The organism is Advenella sp. (assembly GCF_052108595.1).
Taxonomy (GTDB): Bacteria; Pseudomonadota; Gammaproteobacteria; order Burkholderiales; family Burkholderiaceae_B; genus Advenella.
Genome location: NZ_JBQEAU010000034.1, coordinates 1 through 20015, shown reverse-complemented (window position 1 = coordinate 20015; position 20015 = coordinate 1). Strand labels below are relative to the sequence as shown.

Genomic DNA, 20015 nt, shown 5'->3' with positions numbered 1-20015 from the left:
ATGCCAGGTGATATCCGGGGGAGTTTTGTTTCGCCGTAGCAGCATCATCGTACCAGCCAGTTCTCTATCTGCAGGTTGGGTACGCGCGAGAATTCCCGCTCATTGTCTGTTACCAGTATGGCTTTGATTGCCAAAGCCTGTGCCGCGATCCATGTATCGTTGGCCCCGATCGGAGTGCCCTGGCGCTCCAAATCCGCCCGCACCAGTCCGTATTGGCGACTGGTGGCAGCATCAATACCGACCAGTTGTAATTGCTGGGCCATACTTACAAGCCGCGCACGGTTGCGCTCACGATATGCACTCTTTTCTGCACCAAATTCCAACTCCCCGAGCACGACTGTCGATAAGCGGATGCTGTCAAGCGGCAGGGTTTCCAGGCGCTGTTTTACGGCGGCTTGTCCTTTCAAGGCAGCGATCAGGATGTTAGTGTCCAAAAGATAAAGCGCGGCCACGGTTTAATCATCCAATGAGGTTACCGGTTCCGCCTGGGGATCCTCCGGAGGTGAAAGGTCAATATCGTCTTTATCCATCCAAAACTCACGAAAAGCGTCTGCCGCAACGACTGGGTGATCCGGAATCAGGCGTGCCACAACTTTGCCATGACGCGTGACGGCGATTTCCTCGCCAGCCTCAACCCGGGCGAGCAGGGCCGAAAAATGTGATTTGGCTTCAACAATAGTAACGGATTTCATAGTGCATCCATAAAAATGACCATATGGTCATAATATAGAAAATCCGTGAGAGCGTCAAACAGGTGCAATAGTTAAATTCCACGTGAGCGGTCAGAGGTGCGTCCAAATCCGGCTAAAATTATAAGTCCTTGATATCATAGGCCTTGATCATGTTTTTCATAATGAAAAAACCCTTATCGATACTGTTATTATTTCCAATTCGCCAATCATACGTGGACACTGTGTGCTTCACAATGTGAGAAATTGAATATGTGAACTGCAGAAAATGCAGGATACTCGCGGCGGATGACGGCGGTATATTAAGACGCTTTCGCCAGGATCCGACCCAATATCCCCTGCAAACACCCAGCGGCAAGATCGAGATTGTCTCAGACCGTATTGCGAGCTTTAACTATCCAGACTGTACCCGCCATCCGACATGGCTAACCAAGAAGGTAATACCTACTGGGCAATTTCCCCTTTGGTTGATTGCCAACCAACCGAGTACCCGGCTGCATAGCCAGCTGGATTATGGAAAATACAGCGCTTCGCAAAAAATTTGCGGACGTGAAGTGTGCTCCATCAATCATGTTGATGCCAAAGCGCGCGGCATCATGGATGGAGATCTTATACGTCTCTATAACGAACATGGCAGTTGTCACGCCGCAGCCCGACTGTCGGAAGACCTCATGCCCGGCGTCGTGCAGTTGCCCACAGGTGCCTGGTATGATCCCGTCGACCCGCGTGCCGAGCGCCCTGAATGCCGCCATGGTAACCCCAATGTGTTAACAACAGATTTACCCACATCTGCCCTGTCGCAGGGGTGCAGCGGACAATTGGCGAAGGTTGAAATTGAACGATTGGGTCCGCAGCCAGGTCAGGTGCAGGCGTTTGTCCCTCCGGCAATTATTGCCGATTCTTAAGAGTGATAAAGGTACGTCCGGCTTGCGACTCAACGCTTAGCGCGATAAGTTCGGGAACTTTAAGGCGGGCGCCGAAGCATCAGTTGCTTATCGTGTAGTTACAGCATGTTCATTTATTTTTTCTTCCACCTGCGCCAATCGGTCTTTCCCGAAGTAAATATCGTCTCCCACGAAAAAGGTCGGCGAACCAAAAGCACCGCGATCGCACGCCTGCTGTGTGTTGTCGATCAGGCGTTGTTTGATATCGCTTTGCTGCGACAGCTCCATGATTGCTGCGCCATCGATCCCTGCCTGCTCAAGTGCGCGCAGGATGGTATCGCTGTCGGACATATCCAGTTCCTGTTCCCACATGCAGGAAAAAACAGCGTCTACATAGGTGTCGAAAACACCGAGTTTTTCTGCGGCAATGGCCCCACGCATGATTTTTAGCGTATTGACCGGCCAATAGGGGTTTCTGCGATACTGGCTCAGCTTGTGTTTTTTGATGAAACGCTCAACCTCAAGTGCGTCATAGGCTCGCTTGTTGGCGATATGCGCGAAGGCATTGGCAGGGGACTGGTTATTTGTCAGTTTGAACAGTCCGCCAAGCAAGATCGGCACATAATGAAATGTCTTTCCTGTTCTCGCTTCAATATCGGGAATCACTTTATGGCAAAAGTAAGCGTTAGGACTTCCAAAATCGAACATAAAATCAATTGAAGGGGTTTGCATGGACAATGCCTTTATTCAGGAATAATCAATTTAGAAAGAATGTCGCGCGTGAAGGTGCGACCAATATTTACCAGGTTTCCATCCACGGACGCAATTGCGTTTCGTGTGTCCAGGCATTACGCGGCTGCTGGTGAATCTGCCAATACGTTTCGGCAATGCTTTCGGGGTCCACAATGCCTTCCTGGTCTTTTAATGCATAACGCTGCGGGAAGGTTTCGCGAATAAACTGGGTATCGATGGCGCCGTCGATAATCGGGTGCGCCACGTGAATGCCCTTGGGCCAGAGTTCTCGCGCCATGCTTTGCGCCAACGCCCGCAGGCCGTGCTTGGCGCTGGCAAAGGCGGCGTAATTGGCCCGTCCCCTTAGGCTTGCTGTTGCCCCCGTGAAAATAATGGTGCCGCGTTCGCGCGGCAACATGGCCTTGGTCACTTCGCGCCCCATCAGAAAGCCCGCAAAGCACGCCATTTCCCAGACTTTCGAATAGACTCGGGCAGTGGTATCGGTAATGCTGAATTGAACGTTTGCTCCGATATTGAACACCGCTACTTCGATGGGCGCGATCGTGCTTTCGATATGCTGGACCAACTCTATCATCTGATCTTCCTTGCGGGCGTCACTGCCAAAGCCATGCGCCTGGCCGCCGTCATCGACGATCTGTTTGACCAGCGGCTCCAGCTTGTCGGCATTACGGCGTGTCATGCAGGCGATATAGCCTTCACGCGCAAAACGCCGGGAGATGGCGCTTCCGGTTGCATCTCCGGCACCCACGACGAGGATTGCTTTTTTTTCGTTCATTGTATTGACTCCTATGGTATTTAGTTATTGATCAATGCCGCAGTTGCGCCAGTGCACCTATTTCGATCATCATCTATTTCCTGTGCGTCTGGGCTGGGCGCATGAAAGGTCGCACCCGCCACTGTATCCTTCGATCATCTTGATCGCGCCATGCATAGGTTACTCCCATGGCCATGGTATCTATGGTTTGCTTTAATCATAACCGCCGCTGCCTAATAATTCTTAATCGGCATGTTGATTTTAAGCAGGACAGTGCTTTTGCGGTGAAAGCATATGCGTCGTGCCGCGAAGCGGCACAAAAAAAGCGCCAAAATTGGTATGATTTTCGGCGCTTGGGTGCTGGCGCGGTGCACCAAACACCGTTGGCATTTTCTCTGTATCTGTTGCCTGTCTGTCACTGTGTCGACGTATACAAAATTTCTTTAATGAATTTTTCTACAGCGCGCGAGGCTGCTGTCAATGGATGCTGCCTGGATGTAGCGATCCAGGTGGTTTGCTGCACGCTTGGGCTGCACAAGTGACGAGCGGTTAACTGGTTGTTGCTGATGGCTTTGACGTAGGTGCCTGCAGGGGACAGGGTGAGAAGACCGGACGCTAGCATGGCTTCCTGAATCAGCGACGAGGTGCCGGCCTCCAAGGCAATATTGAGCGAGATTCCGTGATTGGCCGCAGCACCAAGGATGTGGTCTGTAAGACTATTGGGGCGAGCTGGCATGGCGATTGGAATTGCCTGCAGAACATTAAAGGGAATATCCTTCTGCCGAAACAAGGGGTGATCGGGCGTGCCTATGACTGATACCTGTCCACGCATGAGCGGGTCGGCATAAACCGGTCGGGCGCCGCCGTAGCGATTGAACACGCCAATATCAACACGCCCCGAGCTTAGCCATTCCTCGACCTGCCCGCTATAGGCTTCCAGCATTCGCAACCGGATGCCCGGATGCGTTGATTGCAGACGGCGTACCAGGCTGGATGCCAAATGGCGCGACACCAATGGAATGACACCAACCGTGACGTCTCCTGATAATTGAGCCCGGGTATCAGACACCAGAGCATCAAAAGCTTCCAGTTCGGCTATCAGGGATTGAACGCGCGGCATGATGCGTTGCCCAAAATCGGTCAACGCGACGCCACGACCGTGGCGATGAAAGAGTTTTTGGCCTAAACGGCTCTCCAGACCGGCCACCCGTCTGCTCAATTGGGATTGCGAGACGCCCATCGAAATGGCGGCACGCAAGAAACTACCATGGCTGGCTACCCGGATAGCGGCTTTCAAGCCTGCAACTGCGATGGAGGAGTCGACTGTATCGGCCATATCGGGCTGTTTTTCCTGTTTGTTTTGGGCTTCGGTCAGAATTGCATAAATCACATATCTGATATCCCGAAACTACGCATTCATCATATATGAAAGGCCCTAGAATCGTCTACAGATTACAACTTCCAGGGAACAAGCATTTTGACTTCTGACAACGCTCACGGCCCGCTAAATGGTCTACGTATTCTTGATTTGTCGACGGTTATAGCAGGGCCATATGCGTCGACGTTGCTGGCAGACTTGGGGGCAGAAGTCCTTAAGGTGGAATTGCCCGGCATAGGCGACGGCCTGCGCGCCTTGGCGCCGCACAAGAATGGCGTTCCCCTTTGGTGGAAAGTGACGAATCGCAACAAGCGCGGTATAACGCTTGATCTGCGCAAGGCGGGCGCGAAAACCGTGCTGGAACGACTTTTGCCAGAATTCGATGTGATCGTCGAAAACTTCAGGCCTGATACCCTGGACCGCTGGGGTATCACCAGGGACTGGATGCATGGTATTAACCGACGTCTCATCATCTTGCGTGTAACAGGCTTTGGGCAGACAGGTCCGTATCGTAACCGTCCTGGTTTCGCGCGCGTTTTCGAATCAATGAGCGGTTTTACCCGCATGTGCGGCGAAGAGGGGGGCAGTCCAATGCATCTGGGCTATCCCGTCTCGGACGCGGTGGGTGGTTTGTTTGGCGCGATCGGTATCCTGGCTGAACTCAGTCGGCTGCGCGCGCAACCGGATAGCAATGGGCAGGAAATCGATGTCTCCGTTACCGAAGCCATGTTACGGACCCTGGATTTTCTCGCCATCGAATATGACCAGTTGGGAGCAACGCGGGTCGGTTCGGGCAATTTGAGTCAGTACGCGGCGCCCGGCAATATTTATCGCACTCAGGATGGCAAATGGGCGTCCATTGCGGCATCCACCCAAAGCATTTACGAGCGGCTATGCCATGCCCTGGATCTGCAGGCTTTGTTGGAGGATCCCCGCTTCGTAGACAATCCCACGCGTGTCATTCATCGAGAGGTGCTGGATGGCATGCTTTCCGAGCGCATCGCTAGCCTGACACTTCAGCAGTTGCAGCAACGGCTGGATCGCGCACATGTCGGGTTTTCGCCAATTTACGATGCCTCGGATGTCATGGCTGACCCGCATTTTCAGGCACGCGAAGCCATCGTTACTGTAGTTGACGACGAGCTGGGGCCCGTGCGTATGCAGTGTGTTGTACCGCGCTTTTCCGAAACGCCAGGGAAGGTTCACAGCACGGGGCCTGGTATCGGCCAGGATAACGAGGCCGTGTATGCCTCGTTGGGTTTTAACGATCAGGAAATTGAAGAAATGCGCCATCAGGGCGTGATATAGACGGCAGCAGAACGAGGTCAGGTCTAACAACAACTGAAGGAGACTAGTGATGAAAAGGCTGATTTTTTGCCTATTGATGGCGATGGCGGCTTCAATCGCCCAGGCACAAAGCGATAAGGTAAACAGGATTATTGTTGGGTTTCCTCCAGGGCAGGCGACAGACCAGGTTGCACGCCTGCTTGCGCAGGAACTGTCACGCGAACTGCAGGAAAATTTCATCGTGGAGAATCGACCAGGCCAAGGCGGCAGCGTGGCCCTGGCGGCGCTCAAACGCAGTGAACCAGATGGTAGCACCATGGTACTGGCAGCGCTGGCTTCTCTCGTGGTCAATCCCCATCTTTATAAAAATGTGGGCTATGCGACACTCAGTGATTTCGAACCTGTTGCGTTAGTGGCGGATCTCCCCATGCTGTTGGTGGTCAATCCCAAATTGCCCGCACATTCCTATCAGGAACTGGTCAACTATGTGAAAGACCACCCGGGTAAACTGAACTATGCATCGTCTGGGAACGGCACGCTGTCGCATTTGGGAATGGAAGAACTTAAGCAGCATACAGGGATGAAAATCGCGCATATACCCTATTCCGGCAGTGCTCGCTCGATGGCAGACGTGGTCGGCGGCGGGGTTCAGGCAGCCATCGATACTGTAGCCGTTACCCAAACACAGATACGCGCCGGCAATTTACGGCTTTTGGCGACGACTTACTCTGAAAGGTTGCCGGCCTTTCCGGACATACCGACAATCGCCGAACTGGGTGTGAAGGACTTTAGGCTCAGTGCATGGCTTGGCCTGATGATGCCTAAGGGCGTGCCGCAGGATCGCGTGGCCAGGCTGAACAATGCAGCAATGAAGGTAATACAGTCAGAAGCGGTGCGCAACAAGTACGCCGCGTTAGGCGCAGTGCCGCGCACGATGCCAACCCCGGAGTTTCGCCGATTCATGGCAGCGGAATACGAACGCTGGGGAAAGGGCGTGCATCAGGCAGCTTTGACAGTTGACTAGGAGTGCAGCAGCATGGGCACAAGCTTAAAACCGAGCGCGTGGCGACGGTCAACGACACAAGGTTAAATCGTAATATCACAGGAGCGAAAATGTTTAACGCATTGGTAATAGATAAGGACGAAAAGGGGTATCGAATTGTCCAGACCCGACTGGACACTGCACAACTGCCCGAAGGCGACGTCCTGATCGACGTTCAGCATTCCACGTTAAATTACAAGGACGCCCTGGCCATCACCGGTAAGGGGCCGGTTGTCCGTCAATTCCCTATGATTCCGGGCATAGACTTGTCCGGCACCGTGCGGGAAAGTAGACATCTCGATTTCAAGGCAGGCGATACCGTCATTATGAATGGATGGGGCGTGGGCGAGACGCATTGGGGCGGGATGGCACAGAAGGCGAAAGTGCAAGGCGAGTGGTTGATCCGGCGGCCAGATGCCATAACATCCGAGCAGGCGATGGCTATCGGCACGGCGGGCTATACCGCCATGCTTTGCGTTATGGCGCTGCAAAAACATGGCCTTGAGGCCGGCGACGGCGACATCCTGGTTACTGGAGCAGCGGGCGGTGTCGGCAGTGTGGCGGTGGCGTTACTGAGCACGCTCGGCTACCGTGTCGTGGCATCTACCGGCCGGCCCGAAGAGGCGGATTACCTCAAGCGTCTGGGCGCCGCAGAGATTATTGACCGCAATATACTGAGCGCGCCCGGCAAACCGCTGGCCAAGGAGCGCTGGGCGGGCGTCGTCGATAGTGTGGGCAGTCATACGCTTGTCAACGTCTGCGCGGGCACGCGATATGGCGGCATCGTGGCTGCTTGCGGCTTGGCGCAAGGCATGGATTTTCCGGCCACTGTAGCACCGTTCATTTTGCGTGGCATTACCCTGGCAGGCATTGACAGTGTGTATTGTCCTCGCAAACATCGCCAGTTTGCCTGGGATTCAATTGCTCGCGATCTCGATCCTGCCAAACTTGCGGTGATCGGCCAGAAAATCATATCGCTGGAGCAGACAGTTGCATTGGCCAGTGAATTATTAGCTGGAAAAGTACGGGGCCGCGTGGTGGTGGATGTGAATCGCTGAATGGTCTGGCGTGGCGTCGACGGGCAGCTCGCGATGAATAACGGGTTTATCCGGATTGGGGGCCAGCAGGGCTTTGTTACGCAACCTTCCATACCGGATGTCTTTTCTGCCGGCGATGTTCAGGACAGTGTGTACCGGCAGGCAATCACCAGTGCAGGGACCGGCTGCATGGTGGCGCTGGATGCGCAGCGTTGGTTAGAGAGCCAGTAACAGATCGTCAAGCCTGTAGTAGAAGCGGTCGCGATGTCTTGACAAATGCGCATACTTTTTATATGACGGTGCGGGGGGCCAGCAAGTTTAGATCGCTGGCATGTCTGCCTACAAATTGGTCGTAGTGAATTCTCGGAAAATGTTCACGGTTACAATATTTTATTCATATTTTTGCCGTTATCTGAAAATTTTATTCACACATAGGGCAGATGTCTGCGTCCCATTAGTACTTCGTGCTTGGTTAGTATAGACGTTAAGACTTATTACCCAGAAAGCTTGGGGCTTTTGGCTTGTTTACAGCATATCCAAGTCTTTTGAAAGGCTCATTGCGAAAAAAGATTGAATACATATTAGCAAGCATGGTATCCCCCCCTACGGACGGAAGTTCCCGTCCAAAAAGAAGAGAACCGCTTGGTGGTCTGAGCTGCCACGGTGGACTGAAATCGAGAGCATAGGTGCCTCGGTATGTTTGTGATGTCCCTGTTTCAGAAGAGCGAAGATCGATCGACTTTATTAAAGCAATGTAGCTACTTCGGCGACGAGCGATCTTAGCCACCGATGTGCAGGGTCATTGCGATAGCGGACATGCCACGCCATTTCTAGTGGAAAGGTCCCAAGATCAACCGGGGCGGGGATGACTTTTAATCTCTGATCTCGCTCTAGCTTGCGACAAATCAGACTGGGCAATGTTGCGCAGTAATCAGTGACCGCAATCATCTCTGGTACGGTGAGAAAATGAGTAACTGAAATGGCAACCTCACGCTTCAAATTATGCCTCTCCAGAGCCTGAAAAAGGCCCACTCGTAGGCGGCCAGAAGGCAACACGTTTACGTGTTTGAGACTTTCGTATTGCTGCCGAGAAATACTGGTTCCAATGCTTGGATGATCTGCGCGAACAACGCAGGAAAGACTTTCATCCATGAGATGCTGGACAATGAGATTGTCTGGTGGATCGACAATTCGTCCGAGAACCATAGCGGTGTTGCCGGAGATGGCTCCGGTTTCAGACAGATCGTTGCCGAAGTTCGTAAAGCGTAGTTTGATACCAGGCGCTAGATCGCGGAGCTTCGCGACAAGTGCCGGCATCAGCGTGAGCTCCGCATAGCTATTAGGTGCTAGGGTGAATTGCCGGTCGGCGTCTGCGGGCCGAAATTGTTGCTGATTGACAATCAGATTATCCAATTGAGCGAGCGCCGCTTCCATCTGCGGGGCGATCTCTTCGGCAAGCGGCGTAGGCCTTATGCCGTACCGTTCTCGAATGAATAGCGGGTCTCGAAGCATATCACGCAGGCGATTTAGAGAATTGGAAAGTGCCGGCTGAGTAATACCCAATCGCACGGCAGCTCTCGTTACGCTTCGCTCTTCCATTAGTGCCATGAATACGGGCAACAAGTTCAAATCGTATTTCATGCAGTTATTATCACAGATCAATATCTAAAATAAAAGAAATAAATTTCTGAAATATGTGCAGAGGTGTCATCATTCACTCGTCGAGCAACACAACGGCTTTAATGAAAAATATATTCCGAAAGTAACGGCTTATCCAAATATATCTCATAAGGATCAAAACGATGAAAGTTCTCCTAGTACTCACCTCACACGACACTCTCGGCGATACCGGCAAGAAAACGGGCTTCTGGCTCGAAGAACTGGCCGCACCTTACTACGTATTCAAAGAGGCTGGTGCTGATATCACCCTTGCGTCTCCCAAGGGCGGCCAGCCGCCTCTTGACCCAAAGAGTGACGAGCCGGCGTTTCAGACTGAGTCGACGCGGCGTTTCAGCGCTGACGAAGCTGCCAAGGCGCAGCTGGCTCAAACCGTCCGACTGGAAACCGTCGACCAGAAGGACTTCGACACAGTCTTCTATGCAGGCGGTCATGGGCCAATGTGGGATCTCGCTGAAGACTCACATTCGATCAAATTGATCGAATCCTTTATTGCTGCGGGCAAGACCATTTGTTTGGTTTGCCATGCGCCGGGCTCCTTGCATCGTGTTAAAAACGCTGACGGATCGCCATTCGTTCAAGGCCGGCATCTCACCGGCTTCACCAACCGAGAGGAAGAATCTGTTGGTCTAGCACAGGTTGTGCCATTCCTTGTTGAGGATGAGCTCGTTAATCTCGGAGCAATCTTTTCCAGGGTCAAGGATTGGGGCGCTCACACAGTGCTCGACGGTCAGCTTCTCACCGGCCAAAATCCAGGATCATCGGTCGAAGCGGCGCAGACTTTGATCGCCGTCCTGGCTAAAAATAAAGACGAATGATCAAACTGAGGCTCTTCACACCGCTCGCTGATGTTTAAATTAGTGTTTTCGAGTGCTGAGCTGGTATCGAACCATCCACTGCATGTGCCTAAACGAGCCTTGCTCGATTACAGTCATCGGCTCGTCTGGGTACCTATTGTTCTTAGTTCGTCAGCGCGCGACCAAGGTGTGTTTCGTTAGACCCTACCTTCAAGATAACCTTCACCTCTGACCAATTCAACGCGGCTTACTCCGCAATCATTGCAAAAAAGGAGATATCACCATGAGCACGATCACGACCAAGGATGGCACCAACATTTTTTTTAAGGACTGGGGGCCGCGCGATGGCCAGACCATTGTTTTCGCTCATGGTTGGCCTCTGTCATCGGATGCCTGGGACGCTCAACTTCTCTATTTTGGCAAGTTGGGGTTTCGGGTCATCGCCCATGACCGCCGTGGTCATGGGCGGTCCGACCAGCCCTGGGACGGCAATAATATGGACCAGTATGCGGATGATCTGGCCGAATTGATTGAAAAACTGGACTTGAAGAACGCTGTGCTGATTGGCCATTCAACAGGCGGCGGTGAAATTGCTCATTACATCGGGCGCCATGGCACCAGGCGTGTAGCGAAGGTGGTGCTGGTCGGCGCGGTTCCTCCACTGATGTTGCAAACTGATGACAATTCAGAAGGAACGCAGCTCGAGGCCTTCGATGGCATCCGCTCGGGCGTGGCAAGCAACCGGTCACAGTTCTACTACGATCTGACTCTACCTTTTTACGGCTTTAATCGTGAAGGATCCCAAATCAACGATGGCTTCCGGGAAAGTTTTCGTCTGCAGGGTCTCGCCGGCGGCATCAAGGGCCAGTACGATTGTATCCACGAATTTTCCGAGGTTGACTACACAGCGGACTTAAGAGCGATCGATAAGCCGACACTCATTGTTCACGGTTCCGACGATCAAATCGTGCCAATCGCTGCTTCTGCTCTCAAAGCAGCCAAGATCGTTAAGCACTCAGTGCTGAAGATTTACGAAGGAGGCAGTCACGGGCTAACACAGGTGGAAGCCGAACGCTTCAACGCTGATGTTCACGCCTTCATCACCGCTTGAGGACAACTGGCAGGGTACAGTGTGCTGCACAGTACCCTGCGGTGGGCCATACGCTGATGCCCAGGCCGCTATCTCCCAGAAACACATGCACAGCGTAAAGATAAACGGCTCGGCATGTGGAACATGGTCATTTCTGATGGCCGGTTGAGCGCACACTGGCCCCATTTGATGCTTCGTCGGTGTCGATCTGAATACGTAATTTAATTTCTATTTGACTGGGGATGATGTCGGACTTGGTGGCGTAATAAATGATGGTCAAGACCAGTAACGAGAGAGTAACAATCCAGCCATAAGGCTGAATGAATAAGCAGAGTACGGCAAATAAGAATATAAACATTAACGCCCCGTTCCATGCCAATCCTGGAATAAAAAATTTAGGATCTCCGAAAGCGCAAGGCCATAGCCATCTCTCTCTTATAGGTGCGAATAGCCGACTTGTTCCGGTTTGGTGTCCGAAGCGCATTCGGTTTTGTTGTGAAAGGCTGTCTGAATATTGAGAATGTTGAAACGAAAAGCCATCTAAATTGTGGCAATTTAGGTGGCTTTTTCTCAAAATTAGAAGAACTTAAGGGAAAATAAAAATCGACTGACTTTATTCTTTACTTCAACATCGGAATAGTGAAATTCGCCTTACTCCACCGTCACACTCTTGGCCAGATTCCTTGGTTTGTCCACATCCGTTCCACGCACCACCGCAGTGTGATACGACAGCAGTTGCAGCGGGATGGTATGCAGAATCGGAGACAGTTTTCCGTAGTGTTCTGGCATGTGAATCAGGTGCATGCCTTCGCTGGCCTTGATTTTTGAATCGCTGTCGGCAAACACATACAGCTCGCCACCGCGCGCGCTCACTTCTTGTATATTGGATTTGAGTTTTTCTAGCAGCTCGTCGTTCGGTGCGATGGTGACCACCGGCATTTGTTCTGTCACCAGTGCCAGCGGGCCGTGTTTCAGTTCGCCTGCAGGATAGGCTTCAGCGTGGATGTAGCTGATTTCCTTGAGCTTGAGCGCGCCTTCCATGGCAATTGGATAATGCATGCCGCGTCCCAGGAACAGGGCGTTTTCCTTGCTGGCAAAACGGTCGGCCCAGGCCATGATCTGTGGCTCCAGCGCAAGGACGGCGCCAATCGCGGTAGGCAGGTGACGCAGTTGTTTGATGTACTGGTTCTCTTGTACATCGTTCAACCGGCCTTTGACTTTGGCGATGGTCAGCGCCAGCAGGAACAGGCCAACCAGCTGGGTGGTAAAGGCTTTGGTCGAGGCAACACCAATTTCCACGCCGGCTCGGGTAAGGAAATTGAGTTTGCATTCACGCACCATGGCGCTGGTCTGCACGTTGCAGATGGTCAGCGTGTTTTCCATGCCCAGTGTGCGCGCATGCTTGAGCGCGGCCAGTGTATCGGCCGTTTCGCCAGACTGGGAAATGGTAATGACCAACGACTTGGGGTTGGGTACGCTATCACGGTAGCGATATTCGCTGGCGATTTCTACGTTCACTGCGATTTTGGCAATGGACTCGATCCAGTACTTGGCGGTCAGGCCGGCGTAATAGCTGGTGCCGCAAGCCAGGATCAGAATGCTGTCTATTTCCTTGAAGATTTTTGCAGCATCATCGCCGAACAGTTCCGGCTCGATGGATTCGATACCGTCAATGGTATCGCCCACGGCGCGAGGCTGTTCGAAGATTTCCTTTTGCATATAGTGGCGATAGGGGCCCAGTTCAGCGGCGGCGGTGTGAGCGTGCACGACATTGATCTTGCGTTCCACGGCTTTGCCGTTGATGTCTACAATCCAGACCTTCTGCAACTGCAGGTCAACCACGTCGCCATCTTCCAAATAGACGATTTTGTCGGTGGTGCCGGCCAGCGCAAGGGCATCGGAAGCCAGGAAATTTTCGTTTTCTCCGCGACCAACAATCAACGGCGAGCCGTGGCGTGCACCGACTACGCGATGCGGTTCATCGTGACAGAATACGGCAATGGCGTAGGCGCCAGTCAGGCGGCGAACGGTTTGCTGTACGGTTTCGAACAGGTCGCCGTTATACAGATGGTCAATCAGGTGGGCAATCACTTCAGTATCGGTCTGGCTTTCGAAAACGTAGCCGTGGCCCTTGAGTTCATCACGCAGTTCGTCATGATTTTCAATGATGCCGTTGTGAACCAGTGCGATACGCGGTTTGCCGTTGGCAGGACCAGAAAAATGCGGGTGAGCATTGCGCGTGGCAGGCACGCCGTGCGTGGCCCAGCGGGTATGCGCAATGCCGGTAAAGCCGGCGATATGATCTTCGCTGATCTGGGTTTCGAGTTCCGATACGCGTTGAGTGCTGCGGGTGCGGCGCAGTTCGCCGTCCATATGCACCGCAACACCACAAGAATCGTAACCGCGATATTCAAGCCGTTTGAGGCCTTCGACAAGAACTGGTGTGATATTACGTTGCGCCACAGCGCCGACAATTCCGCACATGCGTTTACTCCATTTATTCTGAATAGGAAAAGCGTATTGTGCACCTCAAGTGAAGAAATTAATGTTCTAATTTGTAGTTCATATGAAATATTCATTCATTAATCAATAGAAACGATGTTATATTTCATTTTGACTGCTGTATGAAATTATATTTCATTACAAAGCTGTAATAAGACACAAATGTGTTGTTGCCCGCTCACATTGAATAAGGTAGTCGGCACTTCGAAAGTGTGTTTTCAAGGAAAGAAATGGAACTTGATGAACTGGACAAACGCATTTTGCAGCAACTGCAGAAGGATAGTGGCCTGACCAACCAGGCGCTGTCCGAGCGGGTGCACGCTTCGGCGCCTACTTGCTTGCGACGCGTACGCCAATTGCACGCGCATGGCATTATCCAGAAAACAGTGGCGATCGTAGATCCTGCCCTTGTGGCTACCACGCTGACGGCGATTGTTGAAATTACGCTGGATGTGCAGACGGCAGAAGCCTATAGCGATTTTGAAGAGCGCGTGACCCAGGAGCAGAGCATTCTTCAGGCCTACCGGGTATCCAGCGGTCCCGATTTCGTATTGATTGTGCAGGTCCGCGATATGCCGGCCTATCATGCCTTGGTTCATCGCTTTTTTACTGCGCAGAAAAATGTGCGGAACGTGCGCAGTTTCTTCTCGGTTCATCGCAGCAAGTTTGAAACGCAGATTGCCATTGATTGAGGTGCGATATACAGCAAGAGCGTCGTGCAGCAATGATGGTTATGCGTCAATGAAGCGTAATCTGACTCCATGGCGATGGAGACCAATGGCGCTGCTGCAGCCTGAATGATGCAGGCTGTGTCGGCCATAAGGGCAGGGAGATTAGCACCTATTTTCAGCACCCAATGAGGCGATGGGTACACCGCCATGCACGATCCGTGGGACGCTATCGGGCCTGGCCGGTCAGTTGCTCGAACTGCGCCAGATAGCGCGCGCTCATGCGGCCAGTATCATGATGGTCCTGCACGTATTGCCATGCCTTGTCAGCGCGTGATCTGGCCTCTATGGGGTGTGCCAGCGCCTGTTGCAGGGCTGCGGCCATTTGCTCATCATTGCCGGTCTCGCATAGGTAGCCGCGTTCATCGTCCAGCAGTTCGGCCAGCCCGCCGGCGTTGGTCGATACCACGGGTATGCGCAATGCGAAAGCGTCCAGTACGCTGCTGCCCAGCGCTTCTTCGCGGCTGGCCATGACAAAAATATCGAACAGGCTATATAAGTCTTCTATATTCTGGCGAAAGCCCGCCAGGTGATAGACCTGTTGCAGGCCGTGTTCCTGGATCAGCGCCCGGGCCTGCTCAGAGCAATCGCCCTCGGCGCCAAAGTGCAGAAAAATAAAGTCTTGGCGCAGCGCGTGCAGGCGGGCGATGGCGCGAATTAGGGTGAGCGGGTCCTTGACGGAAACCAGCGCGGCGCTGGTAGCCAGCACTTTTTTGTTGCCAATGGCAAATTCGTCACGCACCTGCTGCGCATGCGCTGTGTTGATCTGTCTGGGCTCGATCGCGCTGGAAATCAGGATGGGATTGATCCCCAGCCGGCGTGGCTCGGCCGCAGCCATTTGGCTGATGGCCACAAACAGATCCGCCTTGCGCCACTTGCTTAGGGTGCGCCATTGTCGTTGTGGGTTGACGGGCAGGGAGGTGCGGCGGGTAAATACCAAGCGCGCCTTGCCGAAAAAACGGCGCGTGATGGCGGCCCAGGTAAGCGAACCGGCGGTTTGCACATGGACAATGTCGAAATCACGGGCATGCCGCAGCAGATACCATGCCTGTTCAAACGGCCGCTGGCGTGTCACAACCGTAAAGTGTTCCTGTTGTGCCGTCTGCGCCAGTGGCTGGCCGTCGCGGGCCAGCAGGCTCACTTGGTGGCCAGCATCCCGGAACGCTCGCATGCAGTAGAGCGTCTGGCGTTCACCGCCACGCCAGCCTTTTTCGAAATTTACTTGCAGGATTTTCATGATGACTATGTTTGTGAACAATCAGCGCGGCGGCTTGGCCTGCCGGGTGCGGGACCACAGGCAGGCATATTTATTGAAGACCGATTGGGCAGCCATGACTGACAGCAAAAAGCCGGCCCTGCCATCCAGTATGCCCAGGCGCAGGAAATAGGTTCTGCAAAAACGCGCGACGGCATGCAGGGTGGCGGTTGCCAGCGATCCCTTTTTACCGGCGCAGGCCCGCTGTTCTGCCCAGGCGATGGCGTAGCCTGCCGATTTGCGCAAATGCGCATCGACGGTGGCATAGGTAAAGTGCAACAGGTCACCCTGCAGCGTTGCAAGTTGCGCCCCAGGGGGCAGTACGAGCGACTCATGCACCAGAGCATTGTCGTATTGCGTCAGGGTCCGAGGGTGCAGTCGTTCAACGTGGCCTGGGTACCAGCCGCAATGACGGATAAATTGGCCAAACGCCCAGGACAATCGCGCCACCTGATAAATGGTATTGGGCGCCGGGTTCTGCAGCACGGCTTCAATGCTGGCACGCAACTGCGGCGTGACGCGTTCGTCAGCATCCAGCCACAAGATCCAGTCGGCGGTAACATGCGTTTGCGCGCGCTGTCGTTGCGGACCGAATCCCGGCCAGTCGGTGCTGGTGTAGAAAGCCTGCGTGTAACGGCGGGCAATCTGTTCGGTGGCATCGGTGCTGCCCGAGTCCAGGATCACGATTTCATCGACCCAGCCGGCGACCGAATCCAGGCACGCGGCCAGGTTTTGCGCTTCGTTCTTTACGATCAGCGCAACGGCCAGTGTGACGCGTCGAGTGGGATGGGCTGCTTCAGCAGGCATCGGTGTCGAGACCTTTTACATAGCGGAACAGGTTGATGATAACGGCGATTATAACCAGCGAGCTGGCAAAGCCCATCACATACATGGGTCCACGTACCGGATCGACGTGAAAACTGATGGCCACGCAAGCTGCGCCAATACCCTGGCCGAACAGACGTGTGGTTGCCTGTACGCCACCGGTGGCGCCGCTGCGCTTCAAGGGCGTGGACAGCAGCATGGCGCGGTTATTGGGCGTTTGGAAAAAGCCAAAACCCATGCCGGCCACAAACATGGGCGCAACGTAATACCACAGGGAAATATCGGCAGGCAGCGCCATCAGGGCAATGATGCCGATGGCCATCAGGGCGGCGCCAATACCAGCCAGCAATGATGCCTTGAAATAGCGGCAGAGCTTTGCCGACAGCGAAGCAATAACGACACTGCCTACCGGCCAGGCCCCGAACAGCAGGCCGACCTGTTGCAGCGGCATGCCCAGATTGTGTTGATAATAAAACGGCAGCGCCAGCATGGATATCATCTGCGCGGTAAAGGTGAGCGCAGAGACGATCACGGCGTATTTGAATATCGGGTAGCGGAACAGATCAACCGGCACCAATGGCGTTGCCTGCGGCAATGAGCGTCGAATCAGCACATAGCCGCTGACCGCAGCCAAGCCAAGCATGAACAGGCCCCGCCCGGGATTGCGGCCGATGGCATCCAGGCCGATCAGCAGCAGCGCAAAGGTGAAAATATTCAGTACGGCGCTCAGGTAATCGAAGCGACCTTTGCTGCGTGAGGCCGCCTCTGGCAGATAGCCGGCGGCATACATGGCAAACAGGCAGATAGGCACGGTAAAGCCGAAGATCCATTGCCACGAGGCGACAGACAAAATGGCAGCGCCAACCGAGGGGCCAACCACGGACATGACGCCAACCGTCATGGCGTTGATGCTGATGCCCGCCGCCAGCTTGTGAGCCGGATAAATGTGGCGCACCAGGCCGCCAAACAGGCACATCATGGATGAGGCCCCCAGTCCTTGCAGCATGCGGGCGGCCACCAGGCTATGCAGGTTGCCGGAAAACGCGCATAGCAGGGAGGCAATCGTAAAAAGCGCAAGCCCCAGTCGGAACATGAGCTTGAAACCGACGCGCTCGGCCACCGCCGACAATGGCAGCAAGGTGGCCATCACTGAAATCGTATAGGCGTTGACGATCCAGATGGAATCGGCCTCAGCGACATTCAGTTCCCGTGAAATCGTCGGCAGGGCGATGTTGGCGATATTGGCGTCCAGTACCGTGACGCCAATGCAGCACAGTAGCGCCCCCGCGGCCCATTGGCGAGCCGGGGCCGGCAGGCCGGTGGTGTTCCTGGGGGCCGGCCCCGGGGCTGGCTTGTCGGGATTGCGGGAGGGGGCTTGGTTCATGCCATCAATCTTGTTTCTTTGCCGGGCGTGTCCAGTTCTCCACGGTTGTCTGGCGAGTGCGCGATAGCGTGAGTTTGTCGGCAGGCGCGTCCTTGGTCAGCGTGGTGCCGGCGCCCAGTGTTGCTCCTTTGCCGACGGTGACCGGTGCGACCAGTTGCGTATCCGAGCCAATGAACGCGCCATCTTCAATAATGGTTTTGAATTTGTTTACGCCGTCATAATTGCAGGTAATGGTACCCGCGCCAATATTGACCTGGGCGCCGATATCGGCATCGCCCAGGTAACTCAGGTGGTTGGCTTTGCTGCCCTTGCCAAGTGTGGTCTTTTTGAGTTCGACAAAATTGCCTACGTGAGACTCTGCTGCCAGCTCTGTGCCCGGGCGCAGTCGTGCATAAGGACCAATCTTGACGTTCTCGGCAGCATTGGCCTGTTCCAGATGGCTAAATGCCTCTACCTGCGTGCCGGCGCCCAGCGTCACATTGCGCAGAACGCAGTGCGGTCCCACGCGCACACCGTCGGCCAGGGTGACTTTGCCTTCAAAGACGCAGCCAACATCAATAAACACATCGCGTCCGCATTCGAGCGTGCCGCGCAGATCAAAGCGGGCCGGGTCGGCCAATGTTACTCCTTGGATCAGCAGGCGTTGCGCCTGCTCAGCCTGCCAGGCTCGCTCCAATTGTGCCTGCTGCACGCGGCTGTTGACACCCAGCGTTTCCCAGTTGGCATCGGGCTGGGCGGCACTCACGGGAACATTGTCCTGGACCGACAGCGCAATGGTATCAGTCAGATAATATTCGCCCTGCGCATTATTGTTGTTGATGCGACCCAGCCAGTCTTTCAGCTTGGCGGTGGGGGCCGCCAGAATGCCGGTGTTGACCTCACGGATTTTATGCTCCTGCTCGGTTGCGTCCTTATGCTCGACAATCCGCTGCACCTGGCCACTCTCGTTGCGCACGATGCGTCCGTACCCGGTCGGGTCCTGCAGCGTTTCGGTCAGCACGGCCATGCCATCGGCGCGCGCTTGCAGCAGGCGCTTTAATGTGGCCGGTTGCACCAGGGGCACGTCGCCATACAGTACGATGGTGGTATCGGCGTCCTGTTCGCCACCAACCAGCAGCGGCAGGGCTTGCTGGACTGCGTGGCCAGTGCCGTACTGGGGTAGTTGCAGGGCATATTCGATGTCGGTCTGATCGGCAAAGGCTTTCTTGACTGCGTCGGCGCCATGTCCGACCACGACGATAATGCGATCAGGGGACAATTGTCGGGCGCTATCAATGACCAGGGCCAGCATGGGCTTGCCTGCCAGTGTATGCAACACTTTGGGCAGATCCGACTGCATGCGTTTACCCATACCTGCTGCGAGAATGACAATATTTAACATAGATAGAGGTGTCGTAAAGTTTGAAACTGGTTAAGGGGAACGATAGAAAATGGGGAAGTGATCATGCCTTCCCCGTTATTCGTTATTGTAAGTATCAGGAACTGCGGCGTCCTGCAGTGCTGCGTTTTGCTGCAGGCCGGCTGGCTGCCGCGCGTTTTCGGCTCGCCGGCTTGACCGGCTCCTGCGGCTCTACCGGTTCATCGGGTTCGGGACCGGGCGGCGTCTTGACGGGGGAGGGCTCTTTGTGCATTGCCTGGGTGGCCTGGGTCGCTACCTGGGCCAATTGAGCAAACTGCCCCTGCAGCATGTCCCACCAGGCCTGCGATGCCTGGTTGACCGAGTCTTTGGCAAAATCGGTGTTGCCGTTAGCTGCAGTGTTTTCTTTGCGATCAGCGGTGGTTGTGCGGGAGGACGTTGCGGCATCGGGCTGCGCCGATTTTTTCAAGCCGAACAGGTCGTCCAGCGAGCGATCCTGGTTCTGCGTCTGCAGGGTGTCAACAAATGTTTTCAGGGTGTGCATGCTGGCACGTTGGATTTCCAGTCCTTGAATGG

18 protein-coding genes and 2 pseudogenes are annotated in these 20015 nt (G+C 54.3%); 8 read left to right on the top strand and 12 right to left on the bottom strand.

Annotated elements, in window-relative coordinates:
* Positions 1–44: 44 nt before the first annotated feature.
* Together ACTIKR_RS08235 and ACTIKR_RS08230 are read right to left on the bottom strand one after the other, a co-directional pair.
* Positions 45–452 (bottom strand): PIN domain-containing protein, encoded by a 408-nt coding sequence (locus ACTIKR_RS08235; RefSeq protein WP_193089942.1) that lies wholly within the window; start codon positions 450–452, stop codon positions 45–47.
* A gap of 3 nt (positions 453–455) precedes the next feature.
* Entirely contained in the window at positions 456–692 is a 237-nt protein-coding gene (locus ACTIKR_RS08230) for a type II toxin-antitoxin system Phd/YefM family antitoxin (RefSeq protein ID WP_193089943.1), read from the bottom strand.
* Positions 693–943: 251 nt separating this feature from the next.
* Between ACTIKR_RS08230 and ACTIKR_RS08225 the strand changes: the two genes are divergently transcribed.
* Positions 944–1594, top strand: coding sequence for a molybdopterin dinucleotide binding domain-containing protein (locus ACTIKR_RS08225; RefSeq protein ID WP_370540254.1), 651 nt, complete (start codon positions 944–946; stop codon positions 1592–1594).
* Between the two features lie 87 nt (positions 1595–1681).
* Here the strand turns inward: ACTIKR_RS08225 and ACTIKR_RS08220 are convergent, their stop codons facing one another.
* The 3 genes from ACTIKR_RS08220 to ACTIKR_RS08210 all read right to left on the bottom strand — a co-directional run bounded on the left by ACTIKR_RS08220 (position 1682) and on the right by ACTIKR_RS08210 (position 4470).
* The gene (locus tag ACTIKR_RS08220; RefSeq protein ID WP_193089944.1) at positions 1682–2305 is read right to left on the bottom strand and encodes a 2-hydroxychromene-2-carboxylate isomerase; all 624 of its coding nucleotides are present in this window, start codon (positions 2303–2305) and stop codon (positions 1682–1684) included.
* A 67-nt stretch (positions 2306–2372) separates the two neighbouring features.
* Positions 2373–3101 (bottom strand): SDR family oxidoreductase, encoded by a 729-nt coding sequence (locus ACTIKR_RS08215; protein ID WP_193089945.1) that lies wholly within the window; start codon positions 3099–3101, stop codon positions 2373–2375.
* A gap of 394 nt (positions 3102–3495) precedes the next feature.
* Complete coding sequence (locus tag ACTIKR_RS08210; protein ID WP_193089946.1) at positions 3496–4470, bottom strand: LysR family transcriptional regulator; 975 nt, start codon at positions 4468–4470, stop codon at positions 3496–3498.
* An 87-nt stretch (positions 4471–4557) separates the two neighbouring features.
* On the opposite strand from ACTIKR_RS08210, the gene ACTIKR_RS08205 reads away from it, so the two are divergent.
* The 4 genes and pseudogenes from ACTIKR_RS08205 to ACTIKR_RS08190 form a co-directional block, all read left to right on the top strand.
* Positions 4558–5766 carry a CaiB/BaiF CoA transferase family protein gene (locus ACTIKR_RS08205; protein WP_193089947.1) on the top strand — a complete coding sequence of 403 codons (1209 nt, stop codon included), beginning with the start codon at positions 4558–4560 and terminating at the stop codon, positions 5764–5766.
* A gap of 49 nt (positions 5767–5815) precedes the next feature.
* A complete protein-coding gene (locus ACTIKR_RS08200) occupies positions 5816–6769 on the top strand; it encodes a Bug family tripartite tricarboxylate transporter substrate binding protein (protein ID WP_193089948.1) in 954 nt (317 codons plus the stop codon).
* Positions 6770–6858: 89 nt separating this feature from the next.
* Positions 6859–7845 (top strand): acrylyl-CoA reductase (NADPH), encoded by a 987-nt coding sequence (gene acuI, locus ACTIKR_RS08195; protein ID WP_193089949.1) that lies wholly within the window; start codon positions 6859–6861, stop codon positions 7843–7845.
* 21 nt (positions 7846–7866) lie between these two features.
* Positions 7867–8055, top strand: a pseudogene (locus ACTIKR_RS08190) (thioredoxin-disulfide reductase); the annotation flags it as partial.
* A gap of 513 nt (positions 8056–8568) precedes the next feature.
* On the opposite strand, the gene ACTIKR_RS08185 reads toward ACTIKR_RS08190, so the two are convergent.
* Entirely contained in the window at positions 8569–9465 is an 897-nt protein-coding gene (locus ACTIKR_RS08185) for a LysR family transcriptional regulator (protein ID WP_193089950.1), read from the bottom strand.
* Between the two features lie 161 nt (positions 9466–9626).
* Between ACTIKR_RS08185 and ACTIKR_RS08180 the strand changes: the two genes are divergently transcribed.
* Both ACTIKR_RS08180 and ACTIKR_RS08175 read left to right on the top strand, forming a co-directional pair.
* Positions 9627–10319 (top strand): type 1 glutamine amidotransferase domain-containing protein, encoded by a 693-nt coding sequence (locus ACTIKR_RS08180; protein ID WP_193089951.1) that lies wholly within the window; start codon positions 9627–9629, stop codon positions 10317–10319.
* A gap of 262 nt (positions 10320–10581) precedes the next feature.
* Positions 10582–11409: an alpha/beta fold hydrolase gene (locus ACTIKR_RS08175; RefSeq protein ID WP_193089952.1), complete on the top strand. Its 828-nt coding sequence runs from the start codon at positions 10582–10584 to the stop codon at positions 11407–11409.
* 630 nt (positions 11410–12039) lie between these two features.
* Here the strand turns inward: ACTIKR_RS08175 and glmS are convergent.
* Entirely contained in the window at positions 12040–13872 is a 1833-nt protein-coding gene (gene glmS / locus ACTIKR_RS08170) for a glutamine--fructose-6-phosphate transaminase (isomerizing) (RefSeq protein ID WP_193089953.1), read from the bottom strand.
* A 248-nt stretch (positions 13873–14120) separates the two neighbouring features.
* Here glmS and ACTIKR_RS08165 point away from each other — a divergent pair, with 248 nt between their 5' ends.
* Entirely contained in the window at positions 14121–14582 is a 462-nt protein-coding gene (locus ACTIKR_RS08165) for an Lrp/AsnC family transcriptional regulator (protein WP_193089954.1), read from the top strand.
* A 205-nt stretch (positions 14583–14787) separates the two neighbouring features.
* Here ACTIKR_RS08165 and ACTIKR_RS08160 read toward each other — a convergent pair whose 3' ends face one another.
* The 5 genes and pseudogenes from ACTIKR_RS08160 to ACTIKR_RS08140 form a co-directional block, all read right to left on the bottom strand.
* On the bottom strand, positions 14788–15855 hold the full coding sequence (locus ACTIKR_RS08160; RefSeq protein WP_442327592.1) for a glycosyltransferase: 1068 nt from the start codon (positions 15853–15855) through the stop codon (positions 14788–14790).
* 21 nt (positions 15856–15876) lie between these two features.
* Positions 15877–16680 (bottom strand): glycosyltransferase family 2 protein, encoded by an 804-nt coding sequence (locus tag ACTIKR_RS08155; RefSeq protein WP_193089956.1) that lies wholly within the window; start codon positions 16678–16680, stop codon positions 15877–15879.
* A complete protein-coding gene (locus tag ACTIKR_RS08150; RefSeq protein ID WP_442327591.1) occupies positions 16670–18082 on the bottom strand; it encodes an MFS transporter in 1413 nt (470 codons plus the stop codon). The genes ACTIKR_RS08155 and ACTIKR_RS08150 overlap by 11 nt, the downstream gene beginning before the upstream one ends.
* A 4-nt stretch (positions 18083–18086) precedes the next feature.
* Positions 18087–19463 (bottom strand): bifunctional UDP-N-acetylglucosamine diphosphorylase/glucosamine-1-phosphate N-acetyltransferase GlmU, encoded by a 1377-nt coding sequence (gene glmU / locus ACTIKR_RS08145; protein ID WP_193089958.1) that lies wholly within the window; start codon positions 19461–19463, stop codon positions 18087–18089.
* Positions 19464–19557: 94 nt separating this feature from the next.
* Positions 19558–20015, bottom strand: a pseudogene (locus ACTIKR_RS08140) (hypothetical protein); the annotation flags it as partial.

Bases quoted from the DNA above. Each gene is read 5' to 3' on its own strand.
- acuI (WP_193089949.1), top strand. From the start codon at position 6,859: ATGTTTAACGCATTGGTAATAGATAAGGACGAAAAGGGGTATCGAATT.
- ACTIKR_RS08150 (WP_442327591.1), bottom strand. From the start codon at position 18,082: ATGAACCAAGCCCCCTCCCGCAATCCCGACAAGCCAGCCCCGGGGCCG.
- ACTIKR_RS08230 (WP_193089943.1), bottom strand. From the start codon at position 692: ATGAAATCCGTTACTATTGTTGAAGCCAAATCACATTTTTCGGCCCTG.
- ACTIKR_RS08155 (WP_193089956.1), bottom strand. From the start codon at position 16,680: ATGCCTGCTGAAGCAGCCCATCCCACTCGACGCGTCACACTGGCCGTT.
- ACTIKR_RS08165 (WP_193089954.1), top strand. From the start codon at position 14,121: ATGGAACTTGATGAACTGGACAAACGCATTTTGCAGCAACTGCAGAAG.
- ACTIKR_RS08160 (WP_442327592.1), bottom strand. From the start codon at position 15,855: ATGAAAATCCTGCAAGTAAATTTCGAAAAAGGCTGGCGTGGCGGTGAA.
- glmU (WP_193089958.1), bottom strand. From the start codon at position 19,463: ATGTTAAATATTGTCATTCTCGCAGCAGGTATGGGTAAACGCATGCAG.
- ACTIKR_RS08185 (WP_193089950.1), bottom strand. From the start codon at position 9,465: ATGAAATACGATTTGAACTTGTTGCCCGTATTCATGGCACTAATGGAA.
- ACTIKR_RS08200 (WP_193089948.1), top strand. From the start codon at position 5,816: ATGAAAAGGCTGATTTTTTGCCTATTGATGGCGATGGCGGCTTCAATC.
- ACTIKR_RS08220 (WP_193089944.1), bottom strand. From the start codon at position 2,305: ATGCAAACCCCTTCAATTGATTTTATGTTCGATTTTGGAAGTCCTAAC.
- ACTIKR_RS08180 (WP_193089951.1), top strand. From the start codon at position 9,627: ATGAAAGTTCTCCTAGTACTCACCTCACACGACACTCTCGGCGATACC.
- ACTIKR_RS08215 (WP_193089945.1), bottom strand. From the start codon at position 3,101: ATGAACGAAAAAAAAGCAATCCTCGTCGTGGGTGCCGGAGATGCAACC.
- glmS (WP_193089953.1), bottom strand. From the start codon at position 13,872: ATGTGCGGAATTGTCGGCGCTGTGGCGCAACGTAATATCACACCAGTT.
- ACTIKR_RS08175 (WP_193089952.1), top strand. From the start codon at position 10,582: ATGAGCACGATCACGACCAAGGATGGCACCAACATTTTTTTTAAGGAC.